Below are 12,293 nucleotides of genomic sequence, written 5' to 3' on the forward strand. Positions count from 1 at the left end.
TCTGAGAGTCGATTAGCTGGCCAGAATCTGGTCGAACCGCTGCTCGATATCCTCGATGTTGGCGATGACGGCCTCCCAGTCGAACGAGACGACCGCGTCGGCGTCGAGGGACTCGAAGCGACCCTCGAGTTCCTCGTGGTCGCCGGTCAGCGGAATCGGGTAGTAGTGCTGGTCGACCATCTCGAGGGCGACGTCTTCCTGGTAGATCCAGTTAAGCAGGTCGTAGGCTTCCGCTTTCATATCACTCTCCTCGAGGATCGAGAACGCGACCGACCACTGGACACAGCCTTCTTCGGGAATGGTGTAGTCGACGGGGACGCCGTCGTGGTACAGTGACTCGACGCGACCGCCCCAGGCGCTTGCGACGTGGGCCTGCTCCTCCGAGAGGTCGCCCATGAACTGGTCGCCGGTCGCCCAGTACTGGTAGACGTTCTGGTGCTGGGCTTCGATTTCCTCGAAGACCTCGTCGAACAGGTCGTCGTCCTCGAGCGCCTCGGCGACGTCGTAGCCGAGGGCGGCACAGCACTGTCCGAATCGCGTGGGTGCGCTGCCGAACAGGGTTACCTGCCCCTCGAGGTCGGGGTCTTTGATGTCCTCCCACGATTCGATGCCGTCGACGTGTTCCGTGTTGTACGCCAGTCCCTGTGCGGAGACGTGGTAGAACAGGCCCTTGTCGTGACCCTGGAGGAAGTCGATCTCGCGCCACTCCTCCTGGATGTTCTCCTCGTAGTTGGGAACCTGATCGTAATCGATGTCGGCGAAGTACTCCTCGTCGCTATACTGCGGATGGACGGCGTCGAGTCCGTAGCCGTACGGCGACAGCGTTACGATGTCGTACCCGCTCGGATCTGCGGCGATCGATTCCATCATTTCGCTGTCCTCGGCAGCCGACTGGAACTGGATCTCGACGTCGTTTTCCTCTTCCCACTCCGCGAGGACCTCCATCTCGGCGTCCTGAATGGCACCGCCACGGTTGAGGTACGTCAGCGTGTTCCCACCGCTTCCACCCATACATCCCGCCAGTGCGACGGCAGACGCCCCAGCACCGAAGTTCAGGTACGATCGTCGCGAAACCGTACGGCTGGGGTTGTCTCCCATACTTGCGTCACGCATAGCTGAGGCTTTCCGTCGCCACACCATTAATCTTCCGTGATAAATATAAACAATGGTAGGTCGTAGAGGGCTTTCACTGAGCGACGATAACCACAGTCCAGAATACTCCGTCCAGAGGTCCGTAATAATGCAATAATCGGAGTCGTTGTAAATCAGTTCTCTCTGGATGAGCGTTAATTCGAGGAGGAGACGGCCCGAGCAGTACCGGCTCGACCCCATCACACCGCCCCGCAGTGAGTTGGTCTGACCGACTGGATCCGTCGAATTGTGACGTCCGACACGACAGGTGCGGCTCCCGTCGAGACGATTCAGTAGAGCGATCCGTAATTGACCTCGGGGTCAAGCCCCGTGGCATCCGCCTCAAATCTGTGAATCCGACTTCGTTTTCGACCGACTGTCCGACTCGAGGCCCGTGGTGGCGGCTCTGGACGGCTCGCCGTCTCCAATCGGTCAGTGCTGTCGCTCCGGAACGCCCGTCAGTAACTGGCCGACGTCGTGGACGTTTCGCGTCTCGAGGAGCAGTTCAGCGGCTACCCTGAGCGAGACGTCAGCGTCGAGGTCGACGTCGTGGGCGAGCGCGTAGCACTCGAGCCAGGCGTTGACAGCGTCGGTGAGCGCCTCGAACTCGGCTTCTGAAAAGGGGACGAGTCGGCCGCCGGTCCGGGCCTCGACGTAGCACCATACCGCCGGTCCGACGCCCTCGCGGAGATATTTCTCGGGGTCGTCGAACCGCGGGTTCTGGCGCTCGTCGTCGAACGCGGCCCGGTCGCGCTCGGCCTGGCGTGCGAGAGCAGCGATGCGAGGCCCGTACCGACTCACGCTCAGCCCTCGCGGAACTCGACGCCCTTTCCGCCGCGGGGGTGTTCCCACGCGGTGTCGGCGACGACCGCACAGGTCCCACACTCGACGCAGGGCTGGGTATCGAGGCTCACGACGGTCTCTTCGGTGCCGTTGCGTTTGACCTCCTCCGAGCGGTAACAGCCGCCACCGAAGTCCTCGGCGCTGACCGGACAGGCGGTGACGGCCGTCCCGCTGGCCTCGATGGACTCGTCACGCAGTTCGATGTGGGGGTTCCCCACGTCCGTGTCGTAGGTGAGGTCGCCGATGCGCTCTTCGAGCGTCGGCGGTTCGACCTCGTTGTCCCAGTGGATCGCCTTCCCCTGGGTCTCGCCGATGACCGTGGGGACCGTCACGTAGCCCGTGCGCGTGTCGGGGAGCATCCCCACGAGGAACGGCGAGTTGTACGCGCGCTCGAGCAGCCCGTTGGCCATCCGGTTCCCGAACGCCAGTCGACCGACGGGTGACTCGAGGACGGTATCGACGACGCTCGTGATCGGGTCGTGTTCGGCGAGCGTCCGAGAGAGTTCGTACCGTCTTGGCCTGAGCTTCGCCATGGTGCCGGACTCCTCGAGCAACTGGACGTAGCGACGACCAGCGGCGGCGGGATCTGCGTTCCCGCGAGTGACTGCGAACGCGTCCGCGGCGAGTGCCCCTGCGGTGACGGCGTGGTTCATGCCCTTGATGATCGGGCCCTGCGCCTGCATCTGGCCGGCGGCGTCGCCGACGAGCACGAGCCGTCCCTGGTGGGGGTCGGGATGGGCGACTTTCTTCGAGTCGGGGACGAGTTTCGCGGCGTACTCGCGTTCGTCGTACTCGTTGCCGAGCCACCGGGCCATCATCGGGTGGGTGAGCAACGCGTCGAGTAACTCGTGGGGTTCGGCCTGCTCGGCGACGAGACTGTCTAAGTGGAAGACGGTCCCGATCGACAGCGAGTCCTCGTTGGTGTAGAGGAATCCGCCGCCGCGGACGTCCTCGAAGAGGTCGCCCGAGAACAGGTGAGCGACCCCTTCGTCTGGCTCGAGTCCGAATCGCTCGTTGATCCGGTCGGGGTCGACGTCGACGACGGCCTTGACACCCTGGAACCACTCGTCGGGTTCGTCCCAGTCCATCAGGCCGGCGTCGCGGGCGAGTTCGGAGTTGACGCCGTCGGCGGCGACGATCAGGTCGGCCTCGATCGGGTCGAGTTCGTCGCAGGTGACGCCGACGATTTCGCCGCGTTCACGGAGGAGACCGTTGACGCGTACGTTCGTCAGGACGCCCCCGCCGGTCTCGCTCGTCTTCTCGTGGACGCGCTTCTCGAGCCAGGCGTCCATCTCCCGGCGGAGCACGGCGTCACACCACTCGGTGTCGTGTTCGTGCAGGTCGGTGAGGTCGTAGGTCTTGACCCTGTTCCCGGCGACGTTGTGGATCCGGTAGTCGGTGACCGGGCGCTCGGCGGCCTCCTCGCGGAAGCCGTCGAACAGATCAGAGAGCGTGTACGGTGCCGACTCCTCGGCGTAGACGAGCCCACCCGAGACGTTCTTCGAGCCCGCTTCGGTTCCACGCTCTAACACGAGCGTCTCGATGCCGTGGTCTGCCAGTCGCGCCGCCGCGGCCGCTCCGCCGGGCCCACAGCCGACGACGACGGCTTCGTAGTGTTCTCGGTCTCCGGTCGCATCCGCACCCGCGCCCGTCACGGCGTCACCGGTGCTCATTCGTCATCACCTCCGCTGCCGTCGGCAACCATCTCGGGAGCCATCTCTCCCTCTTTGACGGCCTCGGTGAGTCGCGGCAACACCTCGAAGAGATCACCTTCGACGAAGTAGTCGCTGAAATCACGAACGGTGGCCTCGGGGTCGGTGTTGATCGCGACGATCGTCTCCGATTCGTCCATGCCCACTTTGTGCTGGACGGCCCCGGAGACTCCCGCCGCGACGTAGAGGTCAGGGGCGACGACCTGCCCCGTCTCGCCGATCTGGCGCTCCTCCCGTGAGTACCGTTCGACGTGGCCCTCGAACTCGTAGGAGGAGGTGACGATTCCCCGGGTAATTCCGAGTTCGGCGTCCTCGAAGGCGTCGACCAGCTCGAGGCCCAGTTCCATCCCCCGGGTCGGGTCGTCTGCGATTCCCCGTCCGAGACAGACGATCACCTCGTGGCCGGTGAGATCGACGCCAGCCTCGAGTCGGTCCCACTCGGTGATCTCGACGCGGAACCAGTCTTCGTCGAGTTCCATGTCGTGTTCGATCACGAGTCCCTCCCGGTCGTAGTCGGGTTCGATCGGATCGAAGCTGCCCGGGATGACCGAGGCACCCTGTGGGTGGAAGTCCCGCCCGGGGTTGTCCAGACAGAGGATCGTCGAGTACTCGAAGCCCGAGAAGTCCGGCCGCTTCATGTGCAGGACCTTCTCGAAGGTCTTCTTGACGCCCGGTTCGCCGGTCTTGACGGGATTCGAGACCTCCTCTTCTTCGATGAACAGATCCGAACAGTCGGAGGCGAGCCCGGAGTCGAGTTCCGCCTGCACTTTTGCCGAGAGATCCCGGCCGTTGTTCGTCGCCGGGAACAGGATGTAGCGGGGCTCGTCGTACTCGCGCCAGTCGGTGCTCTCTGCGGTTCCCTGTCCACGGGCCATGTGCGCTGCGATCTCCGTGTACGGTTCGTGGAGGAACCGTTCCAGCCGGGGGTCGTCGTGGTAGACCGCGACGTCCGCGCCGTAGGCGATACACTCCGCGGCCAGCTCCTCGCAGTCGTCGCCCATCAGGAACGCGACCACGCGCTCTTCGTCGCCGTACTCCTCGGCGAAGTCGTCCATCAGTTCGCGGGCCTTCCCGAGCATCTCCTTCGAGACCTCGAGCAGCCCACCGGCCTGTGTCTCACAGAAGACCCACATGTCGCCGTAGTCGCCGTCCTCGAGCGCCCGGACGTGCTTTTTATCCCTCGTTTCCGGGTGGCCCTCGTCGCCGTCTTCGACCTGCTGGTCGATCTCCTCGCCCTCGGCGTCCTCGCCGACGTCCTCTTTCGTCTCCTCGTACTCGCCTTCGGTGTCGTCGCTGTCGGCCGTCACGCCAGCGCCGCCGTCACCGTCGGCAGACTCGATCGCACCGATCGCCTCGAGCCGGCGGTGGACCGCCTCGCGTGCGGTCGCGCGGTCCTGCCCGGCCTGCTCTGCCTCGAGGACCGCCTGCAGGACGTCTTCGTCGTCGATCGTCTCGAGTTCGTCCGCCAGTTCGTCTACCGTGTGTTCGGTTGGATCTACGTCGGTCACGATCAGTCACCTCCAGCGGCGTAGGGCTGTAGCTGGTCGAGGACCTCGGTCATCCCGTCTGGATCGTCGGGGTCGACCATCGTCGCGTCTCGCTCTGACGGCGCCTTCGGAATCGGATCGACCGAGGAGACGATCGTCGGCGAGCCGTCGAGGCCGATGTACTCGGGATCGAGGTTCAGGTCCTCGTGACCCCACGTCGTCAGGTGCTCCTCGTGATCGGCCGCCCGTTGCTCGGTTTCGGCGCGCAGTCGTTTGTGTGTCAGCCGGTGTGAGGCCTTTCGATAGGTCGGCTCGAACTCGGGATCGGTCACGACGAAACACGGCAACGGCGCCTCTACGGTCTCGATCTCGTCGACGTCGCCCTCGACGAGTCGTTTCGCCCGCAGTCGCCGTTCGTCGGGGTCGATCTCGAGGGCGATCACGTGGGTGACGATCGGCCAGCCCATCGCCCAGGCCGTCTGGGGGCCGGTCTGGCCGGTCTCGCCGTCCGCGGATTTGAAGCCCGCGAAGACGAGGTCGATATCGCCGACCTCCTCCATGTAAGTCTCGAGGCCCGCGCTCAGCGTGATCGAGGTCGCCCACGTGTCCGAGGCTGCGAGTTCGCGGTCGGTCAGCAGGTAGCTGTCGTCGGTGTAGACCGACTCCATCGCTTCCTGCAAGACCTCGGCGTAACTCGGCGGTCCCATACTCATGCCGCTGACGTGCCCACCGTGACGGACCCGCGTCTGCAACGCGGCCTCGAGTGCGAACCCGTCGTTCGGGTTCATCACCGTGGGCGTCTTCCCTCGTTCCAGGTGCCCGTCCTCGTCGAAAGAGACCGCCCCCTCCGAGAAGTCGGGCACGCCCTTGGTCAGGACGATCGAACGCATACGATCCCCTCCGTGGATTGCGTGTCTGTTACTACCATGCGTGCGTATCACTATCGCAACTGTCACTATTAAGGATAGGGGTCCCCTTCGTGGGCGGAAACTCCCGGTTACTCGGCCTCGAGACGGCCGATGACGGCCGCGCCGTCTGGCGGTCGACGGTGAGACCCGAAGATGAACGTTGTGGCCACGACGGAAGCGCCCGGTTCGCTCGTCGTGACCGCTGGTCGATCGTCGGACCCGGGTCTCGAGGTGACCCTGAGCGCCGAATACGACTCAAAACTGGCTACTCGCGTTCGCGTTTGCTCGTTCCCATCGTGATCTCGCCGTCGGCGCGAATCGTGCCGTCGACCTCGGCGTCGGGACCCAGCTCGAGGTCGCCACAGGAGACGTCCCCGAGGATGCGTGCGCCGTTGGCGACCGTGACGTCACCGCGCCGGGTCGTCAGGTCGCCGTGGATGCGTGATCCCTCGCCGACTGTGACGTCGCCGCGCGCACGGAGGCTCCCGAAGACGTTCGACGCCGCGCCGACGTCGATCGACTCCGCGCGGACGTTGCCGTGGAGGCGACACTCGTCGCCGATTCGTGCCGGCGTCGACACCCGCCAGGCGTCGTCGCCGACGGTCGCGTTCCGGGGGATCACGAGCGGTTCGATCGTGGGGACCTCGTCTTGCTCGTCGACGAGTTCGGAGATCAGCCGCTGGGCGGTGTCTTCCTCGCCGATGAGAAGCAGATGTTTGAGGTAGACAAAGAGCAGGACGACCGTCGGCATCGGATTCCGGATGACGATCCAGCCGTTGGCCTCGAATCCCTCCTCGATGTCGACGTCGTCGCCGATATCGAGGTCGCCCGCGACTTTCAACTGGCCGCCGATGTGAACCCGTTCGCCGATGTAGGCGTCCTGACCGACGAGCACGTTGTCGGCCACGTCACACCACATGTCGAGTCGACAGTCGCCGTCGGCCTCGATGTCGCCACCGAACTCGACGCGCTCGCCCGCGATCACGTTCCGACCGCGAACGCCGAACTCGACGCTCGAGCGCGCGCCGACGAGAACGTCCCCGTCGGTCTCGAGGGCGACTTCCTTCGCTTCGGTGCCGTCCGGCACGACGAGTTCGTCGAGCGGGTCCCTGCCTATGGCCACACTCGGGTGCAATGTGACCGGCCCGTAATAAATTTCGTCGTTGACGGCGGCCGAACCGGCCGGAATCGTCCGGTTCGTCTGACAGCTGTCAGACTCGTGCAGGGGCGATGGCCGGAACTCGACGCGATCAGCGATCGACGCTCCCCAGCACGATGTCGAGGCTGCCCAGCGAGGCGATCAGGTCGGGCACGAACTCGCCTTCGGCCATCTCGGGGAGCGCCGAGAGGTTGTGGTAACAGGGACTGCGGATCTTGAACCGGGCGGGCGAGTTCGTCCCGTCCGAGCGGATGTAGATCCCCAGTTCGCCCTTCGCCGACTCGACGGCGCGATAGGTCTCGACGTCCGCGTCCGGCTTCAGCGTCCGCGGGACGTTGCTCTGGACCGTGCGCTCGTCCTCGGGCCAGTCCTCGAGCAGGTCGAGACACTGCTGGACGATCTTCGCCGACTCCTCGACCTCTTCCATCCGGACGAGGACGCGGGCGTGGTTGTCACAGGTGTCTCGCGTGACGACGTCCCAGTCCAAGTGCTCGTAGTAGCCGTATGGATCGTCCCGCCGGAGGTCGTAGTCGATCCCCGACCCGCGGGCAACGGGGCCCGTACAGCCGTAGCTCTTCGCGACCTCGGGTTCTAAGATGCCGGTGTCGACCGTCCGCAGGCGGAAGATCTCGTTGGTGACGATCAGGTCGTGGTACTCCGTGAGCTTCGCGGGCAACTCCGCCAAGAACGCGCGGGCCTTCTCGATGAACTCCGCGCGGGGTTCGGGCAGGTCCCAGCAGACCCCCCCGAGCCGGAAGTAGTAGAACATCATCCGCTGGCCGGTAAGGTCCTCTAAGATGTCCTGGACGACCTCCCGGTCCCGGAAGGCGTACTGGAAGATCGCGGTGAACTCGCCGTAGATGTCCAGCGCGAACGTGCCGAGTGCGAGGAAGTGCCCGAGCATCCGCCCGAGTTCGGTCGCCATCGTCCGCAACACCTGGGCATACGTGGGTACCTCGATGTCGGCGATGTCCTCGATCGCGCGGGCGACCGCCCACTCGTTGGGCAGGTTCGCCGTGTAATCCCACCGGTTCGAGTACGGGATGATCTGGTGGCGGTAGGTCCCCTGCTGGCACATCTGTTCCTCACAGCGATGGAGGTAGCCCACGTCCGGTTCCACGTCGGCGACCGTCTCCCCGTCGAGCACCGCCTTCAGGTGGAGCACACCGTGGGTCGCCGGGTGGTGCGGTCCCACGTTGAGCAGCATCGTGTCTCCTTCGTCGGTCCGACGGTCCGCCTCGAGCGGGTTGGCGTGTTCGCCGTAGCGGACGATCTGGGACTGGGTCTGGTCGTACTCGAGCGAGAGGGGGTGGCCCTGCCAGGACTCGGGCAACAGGATGCGCCGCAGGTCGGGGTGACCCTCGTACTCGATACCGACGAGGTCGTAGGCCTCCCGCTCGTGCCAGTCGGCCGTCCGGAAGACCGGCGCTGCGCTCTCGCTGACCGGGTCGTCTTTCGGGAGCTCGACGACGAGCGAGACCTCGCGGGTCCGATCGTCGAACGACGTGACGTGGAGGATCGACTCGTAGCGGTCCTCGTACTCCTGTGGGGTGATACAGGACAGGTGGTCGAACTCCGCCTCCTCCCGGAGGAGCGTCAGGACCTCGACGACGTCGTCCGGCCGGATCACGAACGCCGGCGCGTTCTCGTGGTCGTCCCGCCGGAGTGCGTAGTCAGAGAGCAGGTCCGTGAGCGCGTCGGGATCTACACCCTCGCCTTCGCCCCGCAGGTGGTCGTACTCGGGATCGACGTCCGGCCGTTCGCGCTGGGAACCCTCGCTCATAGGATCGTCCTCCTCCTGGGCATGGCTCCGCGAGCCTACACCGGGACCGATGATGACGCTGGGGCCGGCGTTTGCAGCCCGGCTCTCCGTCTCGAGTCGCCCCTCGCCGGGCTCACCGGTCGCGCCCCGACTCCGGGGCCGCCCACTCGGTCGGATCGCGCTCGTCGGTGACGACGAGGCCGTACTCGCCATCGAGGGCGGCGTACTCTTCGACACCGGCGGCGTCGATCAGCGCTCGTGCCTGCCGCTCGTGAACGTCCGCGGCGACCGGCGTCACCTCGATCGCCAGTTCTGAGGCCGCCGTCTCTGTGGTCTCCCGAAGCTCCAGCAGTCGATCGTTGGACAGGGTGCCGGTCGGGCGAGAAGACATGCACGGCCGTACGGCGACCCGGAGCAAAAGCCGCGGGCCGGCGAGTGACAGCGGTGCGTGACGGCGCGGCTGCGTGCCAGCGAGCGATGCCGACTGCGGACTCGATTCAGCCTCAGCCCAGTTCCTGCCGGACCGTCTCCGAGAGGATCGCGGTTCGCGCGTTGTGCTCGTAGCCGTCGCGAATGCCGTTACAGACGAACGCGAACGCGAGTCCCGATTCGGGATCGGCCCAGGTCTGGCTGCTTCCCAGCCCACCGTGGCCGAACGTTCCCACGGGTGTGACGACGCCTCGACGGTCGGGTAGTGCGCCGCCGCGCTGAAAGCCGAGGCTCCACCGGTCTGCCGTACCGACGACGTCCACCGGCGGCTCCTCGACCTGGAGGGAGGTCACCTCCGCGACCGTCTCTTCCTCGAGCAAACGGGTGCCGTCGAACTCACCGCCGTTCAGGTAGCAGGCGTAAAAGCGCGCAAGCTCTCGAGCCGGGCCGATACCGGTCCAGGCCGGGTTGAGCCCCTCCTGGACCGCCTCGCGGTTGTACGTCTCGGCGGCCTCCTCGGTCGTGTAGCCGGCGACGAGCCCCGGTTCGCCGACCCGATCGCAGGGTTCGAAGCCAGCGAGCGTGGCCACCTCGAACGCCTCGCCGTCGTCATCGACTGTTTCCTCGTCCTCCGGTCGGCCGATGTGGGTGCGATCCATCCCCAGCGGTTCGAATACCGTCTCACGCGCAAAGTCGTCGATGCGCTCGCCGGTAACCTGCCGGACGAGTTCGCCGACGATCCAGCCGAAGCTGTAGAACTGGTAGGAAATCTCCTCGCCCGGAGAGAACTGAAGTTCGGCCTCCTCGACGCCCTCGGCGAGCGCGTCGGGATCTGTCCAGTCGTCGTACGCCTGGTCGACCGGCGTCTCGGGGAGCCCCGACTGGTGTGTGAGGACGTGGCGGACCGTCACCTCGGCTTTCTCCGACCCCTCGTCGGCGAAGTCGGGCCAGTGATCGACGATCGGATCGTCGAACGCGAGGGCTCCCCTGTCGACGAGCACGTGCACGCAGGCCGCCGCGAGCGGTTTCGTGTTCGAGAAGAGGACGAATCTCGAGTCCGATTCCGTCTCGGTCCCGTCCGGAACGGCCTCGTCCGTCGGTAGCTCCCCGCCGTCGCCGTCCTCGACGTCCGTAATCCCGCCCGCGAGGTCGACGATCAGTTCGTCGTCTCGATACACTGCGAGTTGCGCCCCGTGGTGCAGTCCCTGCTCGAGCTGGTACTCGAAGAGCCGTTCGACCCGTTCGGTGCCACGTGCGATCACCGGCGGGTCGTCCTCGTCGATCTGCCCGACGATCGACCGCATAGTCTCGCTCGCCGTCGCCGCGTCGCCCGAGAGCACGGCGAGTCCACCGGCACCCAGCGCGGTGAGGACGGTCCGTCGCTCGAGCGACGTTCGATCCGATCCCATACCGAACGGACCCCGTGGTGCCGGTCAAAACCGGTGCGTGCGTATTCCGGGAACGTGCGGGCAGTCGTCGGTTTCGCCGATCGGACGGAAAACGGCGAACGGCGAACAGCACGGCCGCTCGAGCGGCCGAGAAGCGGTGACAGAAAAATGGCGAGAGAGACGGCGACCGGAGTCCGGATCAGTCGTCTTCGTACAGCGGATTCGCCGCACAGAGCGCCTCGACTTCCTCACGAACCTCGGCCTTGACGGCCTCGTCGTCGGGTGCGTCGATCACGCGGGCGATCAACTCGCCTACTTTTCGGCAGTCGTCCTCGTCGAAGCCGCGAGTCGTGAGCGCGGGCGTGCCGGCGCGGATTCCCGAGGGGTCGAACGCCGAGCGCGTCTCGCCGGGCACCGTGTTGCCGTTCAGGACGATGCCGGCTTCCTCGAGGGCGACCTCGGCGTCGCCGCCGGAGGTGTCGGGGTGGCTCTCCCGGAGGTCGACGAGCACGAGGTGGTTGTCGGTGCCGCCCGAAACCAGCGAGAAGCCCTCGTCGGCGAGCGTCTCACCGAGGGCCTTCGCGTTGGCGACGGTCTGTTCGGCGTACTCCTCGAATTCGGGCTGGAGGGCCTCTTCGAAGCCGACGGCCTTGCCAGCGACGTTGTGCATGAGCGGGCCACCCTGCCCGCCAGGGAAGACGGCGGCGTCGACGTCGTCGGCGTACTCCTCGTCGCACATGACGATGCCACCGCGGCCGGCGCGGATGGTCTTGTGCGTCGAGCCGGTGACGAAGTCGGCGATGCCGACGGGCGAGGAGTGAACGCCCGCGGCGACCAGCCCCGTGATGTGGGCGATGTCCGCGAGGTGGAGCGCGTCGACGTCGTCGGCGACGTCCTGAATGCGCTCCCAGTCGATATCGCGCGGATACGCCGAGTAGCCGGAGACGACGATATCTGGGTCGAACTCGGCGGCCTGTTCCTCGAGTCCGTCGTAGTCGATGTAGCCCGTCTCGGCGTCGACTTCGTACTGTTCGACCTCGTAGAGCTGACCGACGAAGTTCGCCGGGTGACCGTGGCTCAGGTGGCCGCCGTGGGTCAGATCCAGCGAGAGGATCCTGTCGCCGGGCTCGAGCATGGCGAAGTAGACGGCCTGGTTGGCCTGCGTGCCAGAGTGGGGCTGGACGTTGACGTGCTCGGCCCCGAACAGTTCCGCGGCGCGGTCGATGGCGAGCTGTTCGACCTCGTCGGCGTACTCACAGCCGCCGTAGTAGCGCGAACCGGGGTAGCCCTCGGCGTACTTGTTGGTCAGGACGCTCCCCTGGGCGTCGACGACCGCGCGACTGACGTGGTTCTCGCTGGCGATCATCTGCAGCGTCGAGCGCTGTCGCTCGAGTTCACCTTCGAGTGCGTCAGCTACCGCGGGATCGACGTCCCGGACGTGGTCGTGGTCCATGTGCGAACTGCCGGCTGGCGG

General features: G+C 65.9%; 10 protein-coding genes. All 10 read right to left on the reverse strand.

Going from position 1 to position 12,293, the window contains the following annotated elements; genetic code table 11:
- Window positions 1–12: 12 nt before the first annotated feature.
- Entirely contained in the window at window positions 13–1,113 is a 1,101-nt protein-coding gene (locus tag B1756_RS03490; RefSeq protein WP_228434451.1) for an ABC transporter substrate-binding protein, read from the reverse strand.
- A gap of 450 nt (window positions 1,114–1,563) precedes the next feature.
- Window positions 1,564–1,932 (reverse strand): DUF8055 family protein, encoded by a 369-nt coding sequence (locus B1756_RS03495; protein ID WP_086887294.1) that lies wholly within the window; start codon window positions 1,930–1,932, stop codon window positions 1,564–1,566.
- A 2-nt stretch (window positions 1,933–1,934) separates the two neighbouring features.
- A complete protein-coding gene (locus B1756_RS03500) occupies window positions 1,935–3,647 on the reverse strand; it encodes an FAD-dependent monooxygenase (protein ID WP_086887295.1) in 1,713 nt (570 codons plus the stop codon).
- Window positions 3,644–5,194: an electron transfer flavoprotein subunit alpha/FixB family protein gene (locus tag B1756_RS03505; RefSeq protein ID WP_086887296.1), complete on the reverse strand. Its 1,551-nt coding sequence runs from the start codon at window positions 5,192–5,194 to the stop codon at window positions 3,644–3,646. Before B1756_RS03505 ends, B1756_RS03500 begins: the two co-directional genes overlap by 4 nt.
- 2 nt (window positions 5,195–5,196) lie before the next feature.
- Window positions 5,197–6,063 (reverse strand): electron transfer flavoprotein subunit beta/FixA family protein, encoded by an 867-nt coding sequence (locus B1756_RS03510; RefSeq protein WP_086887297.1) that lies wholly within the window; start codon window positions 6,061–6,063, stop codon window positions 5,197–5,199.
- A gap of 283 nt (window positions 6,064–6,346) precedes the next feature.
- A complete protein-coding gene (locus tag B1756_RS03515) occupies window positions 6,347–7,204 on the reverse strand; it encodes a polymer-forming cytoskeletal protein (RefSeq protein ID WP_086887298.1) in 858 nt (285 codons plus the stop codon).
- Window positions 7,205–7,331: 127 nt separating this feature from the next.
- The gene (locus tag B1756_RS03520; protein WP_086887299.1) at window positions 7,332–9,023 is read right to left on the reverse strand and encodes an NADH-quinone oxidoreductase subunit D; all 1,692 of its coding nucleotides are present in this window, start codon (window positions 9,021–9,023) and stop codon (window positions 7,332–7,334) included.
- A 112-nt stretch (window positions 9,024–9,135) separates the two neighbouring features.
- Window positions 9,136–9,393 (reverse strand): hypothetical protein, encoded by a 258-nt coding sequence (locus B1756_RS03525; RefSeq protein ID WP_086887300.1) that lies wholly within the window; start codon window positions 9,391–9,393, stop codon window positions 9,136–9,138.
- Between the two features lie 112 nt (window positions 9,394–9,505).
- Window positions 9,506–10,840, reverse strand: a complete 1,335-nt coding sequence (locus B1756_RS03530) for a serine hydrolase domain-containing protein (protein ID WP_086887301.1) — start codon at window positions 10,838–10,840, stop codon at window positions 9,506–9,508.
- 178 nt (window positions 10,841–11,018) lie between these two features.
- Window positions 11,019–12,272, reverse strand: coding sequence for a serine hydroxymethyltransferase (glyA, locus tag B1756_RS03535; RefSeq protein WP_086887302.1), 1,254 nt, complete (start codon window positions 12,270–12,272; stop codon window positions 11,019–11,021).
- Window positions 12,273–12,293: the final 21 nt, after the last annotated feature.

It is taken from the genome of Natrarchaeobaculum aegyptiacum, assembly GCF_002156705.1.
GTDB classification, from domain to species: domain Archaea; phylum Halobacteriota; class Halobacteria; order Halobacteriales; family Natrialbaceae; genus Natrarchaeobaculum; species Natrarchaeobaculum aegyptiacum.

Excerpts from the sequence above, each read along its gene's own strand:
- B1756_RS03520 (WP_086887299.1), bottom strand. The coding sequence starts at position 9,023 with ATGAGCGAGGGTTCCCAGCGCGAACGGCCGGACGTCGATCCCGAGTAC.
- B1756_RS03525 (WP_086887300.1), bottom strand. The coding sequence starts at position 9,393 with ATGTCTTCTCGCCCGACCGGCACCCTGTCCAACGATCGACTGCTGGAG.
- B1756_RS03500 (WP_086887295.1), bottom strand. The coding sequence starts at position 3,647 with ATGAGCACCGGTGACGCCGTGACGGGCGCGGGTGCGGATGCGACCGGA.
- B1756_RS03530 (WP_086887301.1), bottom strand. The coding sequence starts at position 10,840 with ATGGGATCGGATCGAACGTCGCTCGAGCGACGGACCGTCCTCACCGCG.
- B1756_RS03510 (WP_086887297.1), bottom strand. The coding sequence starts at position 6,063 with ATGCGTTCGATCGTCCTGACCAAGGGCGTGCCCGACTTCTCGGAGGGG.
- glyA (WP_086887302.1), bottom strand. The coding sequence starts at position 12,272 with ATGGACCACGACCACGTCCGGGACGTCGATCCCGCGGTAGCTGACGCA.
- B1756_RS03490 (WP_228434451.1), bottom strand. The coding sequence starts at position 1,113 with ATGCGTGACGCAAGTATGGGAGACAACCCCAGCCGTACGGTTTCGCGA.